Source organism: Micromonospora rifamycinica, assembly GCF_900090265.1.
In the GTDB taxonomy this organism is placed as follows: Bacteria; Actinomycetota; Actinomycetes; order Mycobacteriales; family Micromonosporaceae; genus Micromonospora; species Micromonospora rifamycinica.
The window spans coordinates 3,663,118-3,680,259 of sequence record NZ_LT607752.1 but is presented as its reverse complement, the minus strand read 5'-3'; the positions used below and the strand labels follow the sequence as shown (position 1 = coordinate 3,680,259).

The 17,142-nt window shown below is 74.1% G+C and carries 13 protein-coding genes and 1 tRNA gene; 7 read left to right on the top strand and 7 right to left on the bottom strand.

Annotation, left to right across the window (positions count from 1 at the left end; all coding sequences use genetic code 11):
* Positions 1 to 3: 3 nt before the first annotated feature.
* Together GA0070623_RS15055 and GA0070623_RS15050 are read right to left on the bottom strand one after the other, a co-directional pair.
* Positions 4 to 1,395 carry a DUF2398 family protein gene (locus GA0070623_RS15055; RefSeq protein ID WP_067313426.1) on the bottom strand — a complete coding sequence of 464 codons (1,392 nt, stop codon included), beginning with the start codon at positions 1,393 to 1,395 and terminating at the stop codon, positions 4 to 6.
* Entirely contained in the window at positions 1,392 to 2,960 is a 1,569-nt protein-coding gene (locus GA0070623_RS15050) for a TIGR02677 family protein (protein ID WP_067313424.1), read from the bottom strand. Before GA0070623_RS15050 ends, GA0070623_RS15055 begins: the two co-directional genes overlap by 4 nt.
* A 294-nt stretch (positions 2,961 to 3,254) precedes the next feature.
* Between GA0070623_RS15050 and GA0070623_RS15045 the strand changes: the two genes are divergently transcribed.
* A tRNA-Arg gene (locus GA0070623_RS15045) sits at positions 3,255 to 3,327 on the top strand.
* Between the two features lie 210 nt (positions 3,328 to 3,537).
* On the opposite strand, the gene GA0070623_RS15040 is transcribed toward GA0070623_RS15045, so the two are convergent.
* On the bottom strand, positions 3,538 to 4,113 hold the full coding sequence (locus GA0070623_RS15040) for a hypothetical protein (protein WP_067313421.1): 576 nt from the start codon (positions 4,111 to 4,113) through the stop codon (positions 3,538 to 3,540).
* A gap of 252 nt (positions 4,114 to 4,365) precedes the next feature.
* On the opposite strand from GA0070623_RS15040, the gene GA0070623_RS15035 reads away from it, so the two are divergent.
* Both GA0070623_RS15035 and GA0070623_RS15030 read left to right on the top strand, forming a co-directional pair.
* A complete protein-coding gene (locus GA0070623_RS15035) occupies positions 4,366 to 5,604 on the top strand; it encodes a hypothetical protein (protein WP_067313419.1) in 1,239 nt (412 codons plus the stop codon).
* Positions 5,605 to 5,709: 105 nt separating this feature from the next.
* A complete protein-coding gene (locus GA0070623_RS15030; protein ID WP_084261530.1) occupies positions 5,710 to 7,401 on the top strand; it encodes a choice-of-anchor D domain-containing protein in 1,692 nt (563 codons plus the stop codon).
* Positions 7,402 to 7,590: 189 nt separating this feature from the next.
* On the opposite strand, the gene GA0070623_RS15025 is transcribed toward GA0070623_RS15030, so the two are convergent.
* The 4 genes from GA0070623_RS15025 to GA0070623_RS15010 all read right to left on the bottom strand — a co-directional run bounded on the left by GA0070623_RS15025 (position 7,591) and on the right by GA0070623_RS15010 (position 10,872).
* On the bottom strand, positions 7,591 to 7,983 hold the full coding sequence (locus GA0070623_RS15025) for a PAAR domain-containing protein (RefSeq protein WP_067313414.1): 393 nt from the start codon (positions 7,981 to 7,983) through the stop codon (positions 7,591 to 7,593).
* Positions 7,984 to 8,013: 30 nt separating this feature from the next.
* Entirely contained in the window at positions 8,014 to 8,796 is a 783-nt protein-coding gene (locus GA0070623_RS15020) for a helix-turn-helix transcriptional regulator (RefSeq protein WP_067313412.1), read from the bottom strand.
* Positions 8,793 to 10,139 carry a COG1470 family protein gene (locus GA0070623_RS15015; RefSeq protein ID WP_089004065.1) on the bottom strand — a complete coding sequence of 449 codons (1,347 nt, stop codon included), beginning with the start codon at positions 10,137 to 10,139 and terminating at the stop codon, positions 8,793 to 8,795. The genes GA0070623_RS15020 and GA0070623_RS15015 overlap by 4 nt, the downstream gene beginning before the upstream one ends.
* Positions 10,140 to 10,251: 112 nt before the next feature.
* Positions 10,252 to 10,872 (bottom strand): Pvc16 family protein, encoded by a 621-nt coding sequence (locus GA0070623_RS15010; RefSeq protein WP_067313408.1) that lies wholly within the window; start codon positions 10,870 to 10,872, stop codon positions 10,252 to 10,254.
* A 178-nt stretch (positions 10,873 to 11,050) separates the two neighbouring features.
* Between GA0070623_RS15010 and GA0070623_RS15005 the strand changes: the two genes are divergently transcribed.
* The 4 genes from GA0070623_RS15005 to GA0070623_RS31400 all read left to right on the top strand — a co-directional run bounded on the left by GA0070623_RS15005 (position 11,051) and on the right by GA0070623_RS31400 (position 17,134).
* On the top strand, positions 11,051 to 12,613 hold the full coding sequence (locus tag GA0070623_RS15005; protein ID WP_067313406.1) for a phage tail sheath family protein: 1,563 nt from the start codon (positions 11,051 to 11,053) through the stop codon (positions 12,611 to 12,613).
* A 56-nt stretch (positions 12,614 to 12,669) separates the two neighbouring features.
* The gene (locus tag GA0070623_RS15000) at positions 12,670 to 13,152 is read left to right on the top strand and encodes a phage tail protein (RefSeq protein ID WP_067313403.1); all 483 of its coding nucleotides are present in this window, start codon (positions 12,670 to 12,672) and stop codon (positions 13,150 to 13,152) included.
* Positions 13,139 to 13,555 (top strand): hypothetical protein, encoded by a 417-nt coding sequence (locus GA0070623_RS14995; protein WP_067313401.1) that lies wholly within the window; start codon positions 13,139 to 13,141, stop codon positions 13,553 to 13,555. The genes GA0070623_RS15000 and GA0070623_RS14995 overlap by 14 nt, the downstream gene beginning before the upstream one ends.
* 1,149 nt (positions 13,556 to 14,704) lie before the next feature.
* Positions 14,705 to 17,134 carry an eCIS core domain-containing protein gene (locus GA0070623_RS31400; RefSeq protein ID WP_157517646.1) on the top strand — a complete coding sequence of 810 codons (2,430 nt, stop codon included), beginning with the start codon at positions 14,705 to 14,707 and terminating at the stop codon, positions 17,132 to 17,134.
* Positions 17,135 to 17,142: the final 8 nt, after the last annotated feature.

Genomic DNA, 17,142 nt, shown 5'->3' with positions numbered 1-17,142 from the left:
TCCTCAGAACAGGGTCTCGGTGGTGACGCGGGGCTTGACCGTGGCGACGGTGTGGCGGTACCGACCCGCCAGCGGCCGGACGAGTACCCCGCCCGGCACAGCGGTGACCGCGCCGAACCGTTCCAGCAGCGCGACCGCCTCGACGCGCAGCCGGTCCGGGTCGGCGTGCCACTGGGTCCCGAACGCGGTCCCGTACCGCTGGAGGATCTCCCCGACGGCGGTACGTAGGAAGCTGTCGGTGATGAACGGCAACCGGCCGACGCCGTCGGCCTCGTCGTGGTCACCCCGCTCCTCGGCGGTCCACGGCTCGTCCGGACCGGCGGCGTCGAGGCGTACCAGGGTGGCCGTGGGCAGGCCGGTGTCGATGTGGCTCGCCAGCGCCTGCTGCCGGGCGTGCCCGTCGGGCGGGGGTAGCCGTTTGACCCGGCGGCCGTCGGGATCCGCGACCCGGTCGGCCATCTCCACCGTGAGCAGCACGGCGGCCTGTGCCACCGAACCGGTGCCCGGGAACCGCTCCGCAGTGAACCCGGCGGTGTCCACCAGCAGTACGCCCTCAGCCCGCCGTTCCAGCCGCAGTCCGGTCAGCCGGGCCAGGTCGACGGCGAGCGCGGAGCCGCGCAGATGGTTGGCGACCGCCGGCTCGACATCGGCGTGGTAGACGACCGGTGACTCCACCACCGCCCGCCGGGCCGCCTGGGCCGCCTGCCGGCGCTCGGCGTTGCCGCTGCTGCCCATCGTCCGGTCCAGCAGGGCCGACACCGAATCGACGTGCTGCAGCACCCGGGTTGGCCGGAACAGCGCGAACACCACGTCCCGCGCCACGTCGTACAGCGCCTCCCCGGCCCCCGGGTCACTGGCCCAGGCGGCGCTGGAGCCGTCGGCCAGCCGCAGCACACCCCGCTCCTCCAGCCAGCCGACCGCGTCCACGAACGCCCGCCGGTCCGGGCCGTGGTCCGGATCCAACCCCAGGCCGGTGATCCGGTTCGCGTCGCCGGCCACCGAGTCGGCCAACTCGCTGAGAGTGATCTGGATCCCGGCGCGGCCCAGCACCGCCAGGCACAACGACAGGTACGCGTAGCGCTGCCGGTCGAACGGCCGCCCGGTGCGCGACACCGCCGGCTGGGTGCCGTCGAGCCGGTCCTTCGCCCGTACCAGTCGGGCCGTCGCACCGTGTAGCTCCAGCCGATATCCGAACGCCTCGGCGAGATCCCGGCGCAGAGTGGCGGCGAATCGCCGCACCCGGGGCAGCGCCCGCTCGTCGGGCCAGGTCACCGTGATCAGCGGATGGCGCAGGACCAGCCGGACCGCCCGCTGGTAGTCCGCCAACACCAACTCCGGGACATCGACGGCGAACCGGTGCGCCGCCGGTCGCGGCACCCCCGCCTCCGCGGTCACGCCGGCACCAGCCCGGGACGGCGGACCGCGGTGTGCTGCGCGGCGGTGACCGTCAGCGCGTACCCGTCCAGATGCAGCCGGCCCTCGGCGGTGCGCACCGTGGTGAACCGGCCCGGCGTCGGGGTGAGGGTCAGCCGCACGCCGTGCGCGGCGGCTGCCAGCGGCACGCCGGTTCGGCCACCCACCCGGGCCGCCAGTGCGATGTCGAGCAGGCGCAGCAGGACCTGGGTCTGCGATCCGTCCAACTGGTGACCGTCCATGCCCTCGGCGGCCAACGTCGTCGCCGCGTCGGCCAACCGGCGCTCCCGGGCGAGCTGGTCGCCACGCAGCCGGTGCCGCCGGTCGTCGACCCGGTCCAGCCGGGCCGGCCGTCCCCGACCCTGGCCCGGTGCCCGGCCGGTGGTCACCAGGGTGCGGGACAACTCCACCGCCGGCGCCTCCCACCACGACAGCCGGCCGGCGATCGCCTCCGGATCCGGGTGCGCCACCCCGACGTGGCGTGGAGCGCCGAGGCCGAACACGACGTCGAACAGGGCGTGCGCGGCCTCCTGGGTGCCGGTGTGGGTGAACCACGCAGCCAGGTGCCGCAACTGCGACTCCCGGCTGACCCCGCCGCGTCGCGCCTCGGTGACCCGACGCAGCAGGGCCAGGACGTCCCCGATCGCGGCGATGGTGGCGTCCGACAACCGGTCCGCCTCGCTGGGCTGCTCCGGGCCCGGCGGCGCCAACCAGGACCGCAGCCCCGCCCAGCGCCGACGCCAGTCCTCCAGCCGCTGCACCGGCGTGTGGAAAAGCCGTTCGTCGGCCTCGGCGGCGGCCTCGATCAGTCGGTCCAGCCCGGTCGCCTCGACCTCGTACACCGCCGCGCGCAGCCGGGGCGTGTACCGCTGCAACTCGTCGTGGAAGTCGCGTAGGTGAGCCAGCAGGGCGTCCTTGTGGGCGAGGAACACCTCCGGCCGTACGTCGTTGGTCCGTCCCAGATCGCCCAGCATGTGGTAGAAGCGGGCGGCCCGCTCGGCGATGTCGGCCAATGCCCGGTCCAGCCGGTTGAACTTGCGGTAGACCTCCTCCGCGTCCCCCGCCTCGTTGGCTGCGGCGAGCGCATTGAGGTCCGCCAGCAGATCGGCAAAGACCAGCCGGGACAACGTCGAGTCGTCGATGCTCGCCGACAACACCGCCTCCACCGCCCGGTGTGCGCGGTAGCCGGCCTCGGTGAACTGGTACACCGAGTGCCGGTTGCGGTACTCCGCCAGCGTCGTGGCCCGCGAACCGTCCTGCCCCCGGTCGAGCACCCCCCACTCCACCAGGGCATCGAGCAGCCGCGGCAACTCCAACCCGGCCGGATCCGGGCAGTCGGCGTCCACCTCGTGCAACGCCGCCAGTGCGGCGGCCACGTCGGAGGTGTGCAGCACCACGTGGTAGCTGGACCGTGCCGAGTCGAACGCCCGCAGCAGCCACAGGTAGGCGAACCGGTTCTCTGCTGTCACGTAACCGAACAGCCGCATCCGGTCGTCCAGCCCGAAATCGTCCAGCCCGAACGTCGGTCGAGATGGCTGCGCCGTCATCGTTCTCCTCCACGGGACGCGAACAGCCACCCACCCTACTCAGCCGGTCCTATCGGGCGCCGAGGCGCGCGAGGAACCAACGGTCTCCGAGGTGGTCGTGGAACCTGCGCTACGGGTGCCTGCGACAGACGCCCGTTGGTCCAATCCGAAGCCGACCGCCGGTCGCAAACGGGAGTTCGTGTGCTCGAGCTGTGGTCCTGGGCTGGGCGAACGGGGGTCCGGGTGCCGTGGGTGAACGTGGGCCACTCCCTGCCACCCCAGGTGAACCCGCAGGTCGCTAGACTAGGCGCTCGCGCCCTCGTAGCTCAGGGGATAGAGCATCGGTTTCCTAAACCGTGTGTCGCAGGTTCGAATCCTGCCGGGGGCACCTCCTAGATCAGATGTTGTGCCCTCCGGCCTGCGAATATGCTCTCCCATTGATCGGTCGACCTGTGCGGCGGCATGCCACCCTGAGCCCACCCACAGGAGGCGTCAACGGCCCCGCGACAGTCCCCGGCTACCCGGTCCCCCTTGCCACCGGACCGGTGGCAAGGGGCGTACGCCGATGTCCTCCGGCCGCACGTCGTAGCCTCTAGCCCTATCCGGGAGTCGGGGCAGTACGGCGGCCAGTCCGCCGAACGATGTCCAGGAGCATGAGCGCTACCAGAGCGGTCGTGACGAACACGGCGATGTAGAAGCCCCAGGTCACGTTCGTCTCCCTGTCGTAGAGCCGGTCACGCACGATGTCGCCGAACGTGACCCCACCCGCGAGCCTGTCAGCGGCGACGACGCCGTAGCCGCCTGAGACCTCCACGGACGGGATCGCCCACCAGGTGACGATCGCCACCGCCAGACCTGCCGTCGCGGCGAGCAGAAACAGCCAGCGCAGAGGCGCCAGCAGTCTCGGCCACCTGTTGGTGAAGACGCCGCAGGCCAGATAGCCGACTGCCGCGGCGACGACGAGCAGCACGGCCAGCGACCAACCGGTCGAGCTGTGCCACGCCGTAGCCGCGTTGACATGTCGAGTTGGCTGTCCGCCGCCGTACCGGCTGACCATCCAGCTCAACCGGTACCAGGGGAGGAAACTGTCGGCGAGCAGCAGCAGGCCGAGCGCCGCGATGGCGCGCTCCGGCCAGGTCGAGGGGACGGGGTGTTGCCGGACACCGAGTGGCATGGACGAATGTTGGCCCACGCCGGGATCCCCGTTCCCCCGGGGTGGGGGGCAGGGCTGAGGTGTGCCGCAGCGGTAACGGCCGCTGACCCACCACGGTTGCCGGCCGCGCCAGCGGGCTCCAGCCGGTGACGGTGCGCTTGCCCGTGGGGGCAGGGGTGACTGCCCCTAAGACGGCCGGCGGTCGCATGCCGTACCGGTAGGTATCGGGGCAGGGTGGCCAGGTCGACTGTCGCCGATGCGAAAAGAGCGGTCATGACCTGGCGAGACACCTACTGGGACGATGCCACGCAGAGTCCGGACTACTTCCGGTCCGTCGAGTTCGCCACCGTCCTGGACGGCGACTACGGCACCCGGATGTTCGGCCAATGGATCGAGCAGCTGCATCCGAACCGCCATGACCTGATCCGCAGCCTGGAGTACCTGCTGGTCACCTACCGGTACGGCGACGACGTGCGGGCGACGCTGGACACGTTCGAGCGCCAGCTGCCCCGGCCGTGGGACGACTGGGCGATGGCCACCGCCCTGGCGGAGACCGCCCGACGCTACCCGGACGTGCCGCTCGAACTCCGCAACGACGACGACTTCGCCGTGCTGGCCGAATTGTTGGGCGACGACGAGCAGCTCTTCGCACTCTGGCGGGAAGAGGTGCAGCAGGCCGCCGTCATGGCGCTGTCCGCCCCCGAGGTGATCCCCGCCTTCGTGGCCTCCTGCCAGGATCTCGCGGAGGAGGCCCACGGGTACGACAACGGCAAGGAGGAGGTGAGCGACCGGGAGGACGACCAGATCAGCTTCGACGAATCCAATCTCGACTGGCAGGTCGGGTATGCCGAATCCGACGACGACGAGCCGGTGGCGGCCACCGGGACGCAGAAGTCGGTCCGGTTCGCGGAACCCCTGGTGGAGGGGGAGGACGCGCCCGGGTGGCAGGGCGGGCAGTTCAAGGTGGGGGTGGCCTTCACCCTGAACCCGGAGGCCAACTCCAACCTGGCCGGCCTGCACTCCTGGGCGCAGACCCAGGCCCTCGTCAGCCCGTGGGGGGTCGACGTGGACGAACTCGCCACCATGATCAATACGGCGATGAACGGGATGCCCAAGATGTACCGGGACGACCGGGTGACCATCCACGCCTTCCCGCAGTACGTCGCCATCACCGTCACGATCGACTCGGCCCTCAACGCGCACAACACCGGGATCATCGCCACCCTGACCGAGGAGGGGGCGTACACGCACTACGTGCAGTTCAAGGACCTGGTGATGTTCTACACCGACGAGAGTGACATGGACACCCCGATCTACAACGTGCTCAAGACGTTCGGGGATCCGTGGGCCGGTGGCACGGCCGAGAGCTACGTGGTGCGTCACGGCCGGGGCCGCAAGGCGTACTTCACGGTCGACCCGGTGAAGACGAGCCACGAGCAGAGCGTGGCGGCCGTGGTCCGGCGGTGTTCCGGCGGGCTGGACGTCCGGGTGCTGTCGGCCCGGCCGCAGTAGGGTGGACCGGGGCGGCCGGCCGTTGCCCTAACAGGCAGACAGGACTGCACGGAGAGCTTCCCGTGCGGCTGCGGGTGACCCGGTCGGGCAGCGTTCACTGTCCCCATGGCTGCATCAGCGTCCCGTTCCCTGCGCGCCGCCTCGGCGCTCGCTGTGGTGGCACTCCTGGTGGCCAGTGCACCGCCGGCCGCGTACGCCGAGTTCTTCGCGGCCCCGCGACCGGCCGGCGGCCCGGCGCTGCGGATCAGCGTGACCGACGGTGCCGCCCCCCTGGTCGGCGAGCCGGCGGGGACGGCCCTCGGGCTCACCCCCGGCGGGTCGGCGGTGGTCACCCGCACGGTGACCACCGCGACCGTCCCGCCCCGCCCCGACGTGGTGTTGCTCGCCGACACGACCGGCAGCATGCAGGCGGCGCTGAACGACGTCCGGGTCAACGCGAAGCGGATCGTCGACGACATCAGCGGCGTCCAGCCCGACGCCCGCTTCGCGGTCGCCGAGTTCCGGGACGAGGGCGACGAGTTCGTCTTCCGGCTCAACCGGGACCTGACCGCCGTGCCGTCCGAGGTGCAGGAGGCGGTGAACGTCTGGACCGCCGACGGCGGTGGCGACGACCCCGAGGCCGGCCTGAACGCCCTGTACGCCGTCGCCACCGGAGCGGTCACCCTGCGGACCGAGAGCAGCCCGATCGTGGTGATCTTCGGGGACGCGCCGTCGCACGACCCGAGCGTCGGCCACGACCTCGCCGGGACGATCCAGGCGTTGACCGCCCGGGGTGTACGGGTGGTGGCCGTGGACGTCGGCAACCCGGGCAGCTACTCCCTCGACCAGTCCGGGCAGTACACCGAGATCACCCGGCAGACCGGGGGCGTCCTGTTCAACGCCGCCGGCCCGTCCGAGGTCTCGAACGCCATCCTGGCCGGCATCCGAGCCATCCAGAGCACCGTCGGCGCACGCGTCACCGACTGCGACCCGCAGCTCTCGGCCTCGGTCACCCCGGCCGAGCGGACCGTCGACAGCGGCGGCGCCGTCGACCTCACCGTCACCGTCGCGGTCGACCCCGCCGCCCGCAACGGGGAGTACGCCTGCCGGCTCGAAGTCTCCGTGGACGGCCTCGTCCAGGGCGAGCCGGAGCGGCTGAGCGTGACCGTCAGCGGCGCGGCGCCGGACGTACCGGTGCTCTACTCCGACGCCGCCGCGCTCGACCTCGGGGAGGCCCCGCTCGGCGTACCATCGTCGGCCCGGACGGTGACCCTCACCAACACCGGCGACTACCCGTTGACCGTGGCCGCCGCCCTCGCCGAACAGCCGCTCCCGGCGGTCTTCGCGGTCACCGGCTCCACCTGTGCCGGGGTGCTGGCCGTCGCCCGGTCCTGCGCGCTGGCCCTCACCGCCACCCCCCGGGCGATCGGGGCCGCCACCTCGGTGCTCAGCCTCGCCAGCGCCACCGACACCGGCGGGGTCGCCGCCCAGTCGCTGGCGCTGACCGTCTCGGGACGCAGCCCGACGTTGCAGTTCAACCCGGGCGTCGGTCGCCCCGGCCAGGTGGTCACCGCGCTCGGCCAGGGCTTCCCGGCCGGTGCCGAGGTGCTGGTCGGCTGGGTCGACGGCGCCGGCACGGTGACGGCGGTCGCCGACGCGTCCGGCCGGTTCGCCGTGCCGATGGTGGTCTTCGAGGAGGGACTCGCCGGCCCCCGGGCCGCGCTCGCCTCGGTGCCGTCGGTGGGCCAGGTGACCAGCGGCACGTTCCTGGTGCAGTCGGCGACCGGCCAGCCGGGGCCGTTCACCCGGCGACGCTGACCGGCCGGCCCGCCAGCGCACTGACCGGCCCGCCCACCCGGCGACGCTGACCGGCCGGCCCACCCGCGCACTGACCGGCCGGCCCGCCCACCCGGCGACGCAGACCGGCACCCGCCAGCGTTCCGGGGGCAGGAATCGGCCCGGGATCACGGTCGCCGGGACGTGGCGTGGCCAGCAGGGCGGTGCCGGTCAGCCGACCAGCACCTGGCCGGTGGCGATGATGCTGCCGGCCGGCAGCGGAGCGGGGTCGTTGCAGGTGTTGACCTTGTCGCCGTGCCGGGCCGCCGGCTTGCCGTTGATCAATACCAGCGGGCTGCCGGCGAGGACCGTGCCCTGGTTGTTCGGTGGTGTCTGGAACGGCCCACCGGTCGGCAGGTGCGGCGGGGCGTTCACCGCGACACTGCCGACGACCGCGGCCGGCTTACCCTCGATCAGCACGTCGGTGCTGCACCCGTTGGCGATGGTCCCGGCGAAGGGCATCGGGGTGGGCGTCGGCACCGGCCCGGTCGGTGACGGCACCATGATGATGTGCGTGTCGGTGCCGACCACCTTGTCACCGAGCTTCGCCGCGGGTACGCCCACGATGGATCCCTTCCTCGACCGGCGGAACGGTCAGATCAGCCCCTCGCGGATGGCGTGCGCGACCGCCTGGGTGCGGTTGCGGACGCCGAGCTGGGTGGTGATCTCGTGCACGATGTTCTTGATGCTGCGTTCCGAGTAGGACAGCTCCCGCGCGATCGTCGCGATGTCCGCCCCGGCGGCGATCATCCGGAGCACGGCGAGCTGGCGCGGTGACAGGGGCAGGATGGTCAGCCCCCGGGGTGCCAGCACGTGCCGCTGGGCCCGACCCACCCGGGTCAGCAGCGAGCTGAGCAGGTCAGTGGGGAGTCTCGCCTCGCCCCGGGCGGCAGCCCGGATCACCTCGCGCAGCAGCGGCGCGGTGCTCTCGGCACGGCGTACCAGGCTCAGGCCGCCCGCCTCGATCGCCTGCAACCCGGCGCTGTCGTCGAGCTGCCCCACCACCAGCACCGGTCGGGGGGCCGGGCGACCGGTCACCGCGTCGAGCTGCGCCAACAGCCAGTCGTCCACCGTGTCGGCGACGATCACCAGGACGTCCGGGCTGTCGTCGGGCTCGGCCAGCACCACCGGCCGCACGCCGACGGGATCGTCGACCCCCGTCGTGCCGAGCTGGGCCGTGACCCCGGCCTGGGAGATCGGGTCGCGGGACCGGACCGCCGTGCGGATCGGCCCGACGCCCGGTGCGGCGGTGGTGCCTGGTGCTCCGGGGTCCGCCGCCCTGGTGGCGGTCGGCGCGGCGGTGCGCGCCACAGCGGCGGTGTCCGGTGCGGCGGGGTGCGGACCGGGGGAACCGGCGGCGGGGTGCGGGTCGCTCATCGGCTGGGGGAGGGGCTCGGGGCGGGCGCGACCGGCACGAGCTGACCGGCGAAGTAGGCGGCCGGGGTGCACGCCGTGGTGCCCGGGTTCGCGCACTTCACCGCCACGGTGACCGGCTGGCCGGCGGAGAACCGCAGCGGCTGGACGAAGTGGTAGTCCAGGTCCCGGAAGTTGTTCAGGCCGGTCTCCAGCAGCACGGTGTCGCCCCGCCGCACCTGGAGCAGGCCGGCGTCGCCGTGCGGGTTCTGCAGGACGATGTCGGTCACCCAGAGCACCTTCTTGTCGGCCGGCTTGTAGGTGGAGAGGGTGAACTCGTTGGAGGTGGTCGGCGACGCGCTGGTCGCCACCCGGAAATCGGCGGCGGTCTCCGGGTCGGCGTTGTCCAGCGTCCCGCCCTGGCTGCCCGGTCCCTTGCCGTTGCCGGAGCCGGCTGTCGGGCTCGGGGACGCGCTCGGCTTGGGCGAGGCGCCGGCCGCGACGCTGGCGACCTTCTCCGCCTTCTCGGCGGTCTGCGCCGCCTCGCTGGCCTGGGTCTTCACCTCGGCCACCTCCTGGGACAACTCCTTGGTCTCCACCTTTGCGGCCTCCTTGGCGGTGGACTGCACGGTGGGCTTGAGCACCGCGAACCAGAGCCCCACCAGGGCGACCGCCGCCGCGGCGGCGACCAGCACCACCCGGGGCGACCAGGCCGGCAGGACGGACCGCTGCACCAGCAACCCGTCGCTGGTGATCGGTTCGGCGTCCGGGCGGGTGACCGCCACCTGGAACGGCAGGTTGCGGTCCGGGCCGAGCAGGAACCGCTTGCGGGGGCGTACCCGCAGCTTCACGAACGTGGCCGTGCCCGGCCGCAGCACCGGCGCGGCCGGCAGCACCCGGAAGGTCAGCAGCCGGTCCGGATCGGCGGGCAGGACCTCGACAGTGGTCTCGACGTTGCCGGTGTTGTCGATCACCAGCTGGTGCCGGGCGGCGCGTCGCGCCTGCGAGGTACGGGGCACCAGCTCCGTCGCCAGCTCCACGAAGGGCAGCACGGTGACGGTGCCCTCCTCGACCACCGAACCCTCCGGGTCCTCCCGCCCCCGGACCCGTACCCCGAAGTCGACGCTGCCGGCCGGCACGGTCGCCGCACGCGGCGGCGTGAACGTCACCCGCGCCTCCTGCTCGGTGCCGGGCAGCAGGTTCATCGTCGCCGGTTCGACCTCGGCCCACGACGCGGCGTCGCCGACCACGTCCAGGGTGAACTGGTCGACGACGGCGGCGGTGTTGCGCACCCGGACGGTGCAGCCGACCGTGCCGCCCGCGGCGACGGTGAGGTCGGTCTCGACAAGTCCCACAGCGACACTCATGCGGGCAGTCTCGCCGCGCGGGTGGGGCCGGCAGAACCACGAACGAGGAACACCAAGGGGCAGCCGTGGCTACCTGAACGGGCAACCGGACGCCTGATCGGGCAGCGGGGCGTCAGCGCGGCTCGCTGATCCCGCCCCTCGGCCGCCGGGCCGGCTGCCCGCCGCCCGGCCCGCCCGGACGGCCACCACCGCTGTTGACGCTGACCTCGCGCGGAGGCGGCGCGAGGTCGGTCTGCGTCTCGGGCACGAACGGCACGAGCAGTTGCAGGTGCAGCCCGGTCCGGGCGGTCCCGCCGTACCCCACCCAGGCGGAGCCGGTGTCCCCCTCGCGCCGCGGCGCGCTGCGCACCACCACCGGCTGGTTCGCGCGGGCCACCGCACCGGTCAGGAACCGGGCCGGCAGGGCGGTGCAGCTCGCGCAGCCGACCAGCAGCTCACCCAGCAGCCGGTGCTCCCGCTCGGTGTCGGCGGCCCAGGCGGTCAACAGGTAGCTGAAGCGGTACCGGCGGCCCGGTGGACGACGCCCGACCAGCTGACCGTCGGCGTCGCGCAGCTCGTCCCAGGTCGCCGAGACACCCGCCGAGTCCTCCTCGACGTCGAGCAGGAAGGCCGAGACCAGCTCACCGCCGGACCGCTGCGCACACCGGTCCGGCGGGTCGAAGACGACCGGCACCTCCGGCGGCAGGTAGTGGCCCAGCCAGGCCCGGACGGACAGGTCGACATCCCAGATCATCAGCCCACCCTGCCCGCTGCCCGGACGGCACCGCGCCAGGCGGCCGGGCAGGCCGTCGGGGCGGATCGGTTGCCCTTGGGGGCAGAACTGCCTACCCCGGCGGCGGTCCGGCGGGCAGCCCTTCCGGCCGGTCGGCGTTGGCAGGCTCGGCCCATCACACCGTCGTACAGGAGGTTCGATGCCGACGTATCTGTCGCCGGGCGTCTACGTGGAGGAGGTTTCCTCCGGGTCGAGGCCGATCGAGGCGGTCGGGACGGCCGTCGCCGCGTTCGTCGGCTTCGCCGAGAAGGGGCCGGTCGACGAGCCCACGCTGATCACGAACTGGACGCAGTACACCCGCACCTTCGGGGGATTCGTGGCGGGCAGCTTCCTGCCGCTGTCGGTCTACGGCTACTTCCTCAACGGCGGCGGCTCCGCGTACGTGGTCCGGGTGGGCGGTGCCGGCGCGGACCCCGCCGACGACGCCAGCGCCGGTGAGTCGTACGCGGCGGCGGCCGTGCCGGCCGCCGGTGACAACGGCCGGCTGTCGTTCACCGTCCGGGCCGCCCTGCCCGGTGCTTCCGGCCAGGACCTCTCGGTGGAGGTGGTCGACGCCTCCGAGGGCGGCGACGACGCGTTCAAGCTCGTCGTCAAGCAGGCCGGCAAGCCGGTCGAGACGCTCGACAACCTGACCACCAAGCGCGGGGCGGGCAACGTGGTCACCGCCGTCCGCCAGCAGTCCAAGCTGATCCAGATCGAGGAGGCGAAGGGCGCCACCCTCGCCCCGCCCCGCCGCGGCGCCGAGGTCACCCTCGCCGCGCCCGCGCTGCCGGCCACCACGACCGGCACCGGCGACCTGCGGGTACGCGCCGAGGACTACGTCGGTGACGTCAGCGACCGGACCGGCTTCGCCGGGCTGGAGGCGATCGAGGACATCACCATGCTCTGCGTGCCCGACCTGGCCGCCGCCCACCAGCAGGGGGCCATCGACGACGAGGCGTTCAAGGCCGTCCAGTTGGCGATGATCGCGCACTGCGAGCTGATGGGTGACCGGGTGGCCATCCTCGACCCGCCGCCCGGCCTGCACCCGCAGCGCCTCAAGGAGTGGCGGATGGACGTCGCCGGCTACGACTCCAAGTACGCGACGCTCTACTGGCCCTGGGTCAAGGTGATGGACCCGGCGCAGGGCCGGGCGGTGTTCATGCCGCCCAGCGGGCACGTCGCCGGGGTGTGGGCGCGTAACGACGACACCCGGGGCGTGCACAAGGCCCCGGCCAACGAGATCATCCGCGGTGCGCTGGCCCTGGAGAGCGGGCTGACCAAGGGCGAGCACGACCAGCTCAACCCGATCGGGGTGAACTGCATCCGGGCCTTCCCCGGGCAGGGCATCCGGATCTGGGGGGCTCGGACGCTGTCCAGCGACGCCGAGTGGCGCTACCTCAACGTCCGGCGGCTGTTCAACTGGATCGAGAAGTCGATCCTGCTCGGCACCAACTGGGTGGTCTTCGAGCCCAACGACCCCCGGCTCTGGGACGCGGTGCGGCGGGTCATCACGATGTTCCTGCGCCGGGTCTGGCGCAGCGGCGCGCTGATGGGCGACACCTGGTCCGAGGCGTTCTTCGTCAAGTGCGACGCCGAGAACAACCCGCCGGAGAACCTCGACGCCGGCATCCTCACCGTCGACATCGGCATCGCCCCGGTCAAGCCGGCCGAGTTCGTGGTGTTCCGACTCTCCCAGCTCTCCCAGGGCACCGGCGACTGACCGGCCCCGGCGGCGAGCACCCGACCTGAGCGACGACGAGACCAGGAGAACCGAGCATGGCCGGTCAGGGCACCCAGGACCCGAAGCAGAACACGCAGATCATCAGCGCCGCCGTCTTCCGGCTGGAGGTGCCGGGCATGTCGGCGATCAACTTCGCCGAGCTGGTCGGGATCAGCAGCGAGGTGGAGAACGCGGAGTACATGGCCGCCGGCACGACCGGGCCGATCTTCTCCCGGCACTTCGGGCGGACCAAGCCGCCGACGGTCACCCTCAAGCGGGGCCTCGACCTCAACGGCGACCTCTGGCTGTGGCACCAGAAGGTCCGCAACCTCATGTACGACGCCTACCGGGACTGCGCGCTCAAGCTCTACGGCCCCGGCGACGACCTCAACGGCGACGCCCGGCTGACGTACATGATGACCAACGCCTGGCCGTCGCGGGTGGAGGTCAGCGGGGTCAAGGCCGGGGCCACCGACATCGTCTACCAGACGGTCACGCTGATGTGCGACGACCTGTTCGACTTCAATGCGCGGATCTAGCGTCGCCGAGCCCGCCGCCGGACCGGCGGCGGGCCTGCGGACCGAGTATCCGTTCGTGCTGCCGCGCGGGCTGGTCGACGACCGGGGCGGGGTGCACCGGGAGGGCGCCATGCGGCTGGCCACCGCCCGCGACGAGATCGACCCCCAGGGCGATCCGCGGGTACGCCAGAACCCGGCCTTCCTCACCGTGCTGCTGCTCGCCCGGACGGTGACCCGGATCGGCGGGGTGAATGCCGTCGACGTCGACGTGATCGAGCACCTCTTCGCCTCCGACCTGGCCTTCCTTCAGGACCTCTACCGGCGGATCAACCAGCAGGGGCACACCGGGGTCGAGGTGGCCTGCCCCGGCTGCGGGGGGCGCTTCGCGGTGGACCTGGCCGGCGGCCGACCGGGCGCCTCCTGACCCACCCGGCAGCCCGACGCCGCACACCCGTACCGGAACCCGAAGGAGGTGGGCATGGCCTGGTCGTCACGGCCCGGACAGCCGTTCTGGCCGCGTCGCCGCCGGACGGTCGGGGCACCGCCGCCGGTTCCGGTCGCGCCATCCGTTCCGGTCGCCCCGCCGGTGCCCACCGACGGGTACCCGGCCCTCCCGGGCCTGCCGTTGCTGACCGTGAAGCCCGCCTCGGCGATGGTCACCATCCCGCCGCCGGGGACGGCCACGGACGGCCCGTCGCTGCCCCCGACCGCCGTTGCGCCGACGTTCGCCGGCCCGGCCCCGGGAGCCGCCGCGCCGTCCGTCGGGCCGGTCGCGGCCACCGACCCGACCCCGATCCGGTACGACACCGCTGCGCCCCACCGCCCGCCGACCGCTCCGTCCGGGTGGACGCCGCCCGCGCCCGCCGGGTGGACGCAGCCCGCTCCGTCCGGGTGGACGCCGCCCGCGCCCGCCGGGTGGACGCAGCCCGGTTCGGTCCGGCAGGCGGTGACCGGGTCGGGTGACCCATGGTCGGTCGGTCCGGTGGTGTACCGGGCACCGCTGAGCGGGGACGACACCTCGCAGTTTCCCCGGGCGGGCGGCCACCTTCCGGGCACGCAACCGGCTGCCGGGACGCCGTCGCCATCCGGTCGGTGGGGCGGTCCGCCGCCGGGGGCCGTCCGTGAGCCCGACCGGTCGTTGCCGGCCGTGCCCCGGGCAGCGGATCCGACCACGGTGCAGGCTCCGGCCGACACGTACGGCCCGACCGCGATGCGGGGTCCGGCACCGAACCTCGGCCTGACTCCCGCTTACGGCCTTGCTTCCGGCCCGGGTCCGACCCTCGATCATGGCGTGACTCCAGGCCACGGCCTTGCTTCCGGCCCGGGTCCGATCCTGGACCATGGCCTGGCTTCCGGCCACGGCCCGGCCCTCGGCTACGGCCTGGCTCCGGGCTACGGCCTGGCTCCGGGCTACGGCCTGGCTCCGGGCTACGGCCTGGCTCCGGGCTACGGTCCGACCCTGGACAATGAGCCGGCGCTGGTACGGGGAACGACGCCGAGTCCGGTCGGGGGCAGCGGTCCGACGCCGGGCGTGGCCCCGCACGTGGCCGGTGGTCCGCACCGGAGCCCGGCCGTGGAACGTGGCCCGATCGGGGCCGCGGACGGGCCCGGGGGAGAGGGCGCGGGGGCGACGGGTGGGCCGCAGGAGCCGCCCGGACGAACGGCCGCCGGGCGACCCGACGGGGCGGATGCCGCAGCGGCCCGGACCGCTGCGCAGTTCGCCGCCGCCGGCCTGCCCACCGCGCAGGTCTGGCCCCCGCCGGGGTTCGAGGTCGCCTACCTGGCGGCGGAGGCCACCCGGGCCGCCGAGGAGGCCCGGGCGTCGGACGGGGGACGTACCCGGTCGGCGCAGCCGGACACCGGCACCGGCCGGGGCGGGTCGACCGCCGCCCCGGGTCACGACGGTCGGAGCGACCCGGAGGAAACCCCGCCGTCGGCCGGTGAGGTGCGTCCGGTCGAGGTGGCCTTCGCCAGACGTCGGGGTCGTACCACCCGGCCGGTGACCGCCCGAACGGGCCTGGAGGCGACGTCCCCGGCGGCCCATGAGCCGGCTGGCACGACCGCCCCGCCCACCGCTGCTCCGGGACGGCTCGCCGGGTCCGCGGCCCAGGATCGGCCCGACCCGGGTAGCCCGGCCGACTGGGGTGGTGCCACCGGCAGCGACCGGAGCGTCCCCGCCGACCGTCGGCGGGACGGACCGGTGGGCGTCGGGCAGGACCGGCCGGTGGGTAACCGCCCGGAGGATCCGGCGCGGGCGACCGGGCCGGTCGACCACCGGGGCGGGATGCTGGACGAGGCCGGGGCCGGACCGGCACCCGCACAGCGGACGCAGCCGGCCGGGTCGACTCCGGCCGGCGTGACCCCGCCGGCCACGGGTGCCACGACACCGGCCCGGGGCGCGGACCCGGCCGGGCCGCCGCCGTCGCAGAGCCGGCCCGTCGCGGACCGGGCGACCCCGGAGAGCCGGCCAGGCCCGGCGGGCCGCGACACCACGGACGACCCGCCGGATTCGGCGGTGGGCCGCGACACCACAAACGACCCGCCGGATTCGGCGGTGGGCCGCGACACCACGGACGACCCGCCGGGTTCGGCGGCGGGGCGCGACACCACGGACATCCTGCCGGCGGCGGGACGCGGCACGTACCGCCCCGAGCCGGTGTCCCCGCCGTCGACCTTCTTCCTCACCCGGCGTCCGGAGCAGTCGCCGCCGACCGGGTCGCCGTCGGGAGTGGACCGGGATCACGGCCGGGCCGGTCAGGGGCGGCCGGGCCGGGGACAGGCGGAAGCGGTCCGGCACCCGCCCGTACCGTCGGTGGAGCAGGCCGGGTTGGTCGACCGGCCGGAGCCGTGGACGACGGCGGTCCCCACCGACGCGCAGGTCACGGCGTACCCCATGGGGGTCGTCACGGTCGCGCCGGCGGTGGCGGACGGACGGCCGGGCCCGGCACCGACCACGGTGGAGAGGGCCGCGCCGTTGGCGCACCGCGCGGCCCCGCCGCCCGCACCGCCCGCTCCGGTGGGCGTCGACGAGCTGCCGGAGCAGGTGCCGGCCGCTCTGGTGGACGGCTTCCGGCAGCAGTACGGCGTGGACGTCGCGGCCGTGCCGGTGTGGCGGGGTACGGAGGCCACCGCGGTGGTGCAGCAGGCCGGGGCGCGGGCGGCGACCCGGGGCGGTGAGGTGCTGCTGCCGGCGTCAGCCGGGCCACTGGACGCGCCGCCCGCCCGCGCGCTGCTCGCCCACGAGTTGGCCCACGTGGTCCAGCAGCGGGCGTTCGGGGCGGCACCGCCGGCCGAGTCGACCGGCGCGGGCCGGGACCTGGAGGCGCGGGCGCTCGCCGCCGAGCACGCTTTCGGCGGCGGCGGGCCGGGCGTCGGAGGTCCGCTGCCACCCGTGGCGCCGCTGACCGGGGGTGCCGCGCCGACACCCCCGGGCACCGTCGGCACCTGGGGGACCACCCCCGGTGGCGGCCTGACCTGGCAGGCGAACCCTGGTGCGGGCGGAGTACCCCCGGCCGCGCCGCCCGGCCCGCCGGCCGCCCACCCGCTCCAGCGGGCGTCCATGGACACCCCGGCGGCCACCCTCGACGACCTACGGGCGCTGGTGCGGGGCGAACTCGACCAGCAGCAGGACCAGGCCGCCGACCCGCCGGCCGGGCCGCCGCTGGACGCCCTGCGCGCCGAGGTGGCCGCCGCGACGGCACCGCCCGCGATCGACCGGGGCACGGGCCGGCTCGCCGAGGTACGCGACGCGGTGGAGCGGCTCCGGGCCGAGCTGCGCACGGTGGCCGACCGGGGACAGGCCACGGCGGCCCGGCTGGACCGGGACGCCGACCGGCTGCGCTCCCGGGCCGGTGACCGGTCCCCGGGCCGGCCGGTCGACCTGGAGAACCCCGACGACCTGGAGGAACTGGCCGGCCGCCTCTACGGGCGGTTACGCGGCCGGCTGCGGCAGGAGCTGCTGGTCGACCGGGAGCGCAGCGGACGGCTGACCCGGTTCCGCTGAGCACGACG

What these genes read in the sequence shown, in the direction of transcription:
- GA0070623_RS15050 (WP_067313424.1), bottom strand. Translation starts at nt 2,960, where the DNA reads ATGACGGCGCAGCCATCTCGACCGACGTTCGGGCTGGACGATTTCGGG.
- GA0070623_RS15040 (WP_067313421.1), bottom strand. Translation starts at nt 4,113, where the DNA reads ATGCCACTCGGTGTCCGGCAACACCCCGTCCCCTCGACCTGGCCGGAG.
- GA0070623_RS15035 (WP_067313419.1), top strand. Translation starts at nt 4,366, where the DNA reads ATGACCTGGCGAGACACCTACTGGGACGATGCCACGCAGAGTCCGGAC.
- GA0070623_RS15030 (WP_084261530.1), top strand. Translation starts at nt 5,710, where the DNA reads ATGGCTGCATCAGCGTCCCGTTCCCTGCGCGCCGCCTCGGCGCTCGCT.
- GA0070623_RS15020 (WP_067313412.1), bottom strand. Translation starts at nt 8,796, where the DNA reads ATGAGCGACCCGCACCCCGCCGCCGGTTCCCCCGGTCCGCACCCCGCC.
- GA0070623_RS15015 (WP_089004065.1), bottom strand. Translation starts at nt 10,139, where the DNA reads ATGAGTGTCGCTGTGGGACTTGTCGAGACCGACCTCACCGTCGCCGCG.
- GA0070623_RS15010 (WP_067313408.1), bottom strand. Translation starts at nt 10,872, where the DNA reads ATGATCTGGGATGTCGACCTGTCCGTCCGGGCCTGGCTGGGCCACTAC.
- GA0070623_RS15005 (WP_067313406.1), top strand. Translation starts at nt 11,051, where the DNA reads ATGCCGACGTATCTGTCGCCGGGCGTCTACGTGGAGGAGGTTTCCTCC.
- GA0070623_RS15000 (WP_067313403.1), top strand. Translation starts at nt 12,670, where the DNA reads ATGGCCGGTCAGGGCACCCAGGACCCGAAGCAGAACACGCAGATCATC.
- GA0070623_RS14995 (WP_067313401.1), top strand. Translation starts at nt 13,139, where the DNA reads ATGCGCGGATCTAGCGTCGCCGAGCCCGCCGCCGGACCGGCGGCGGGC.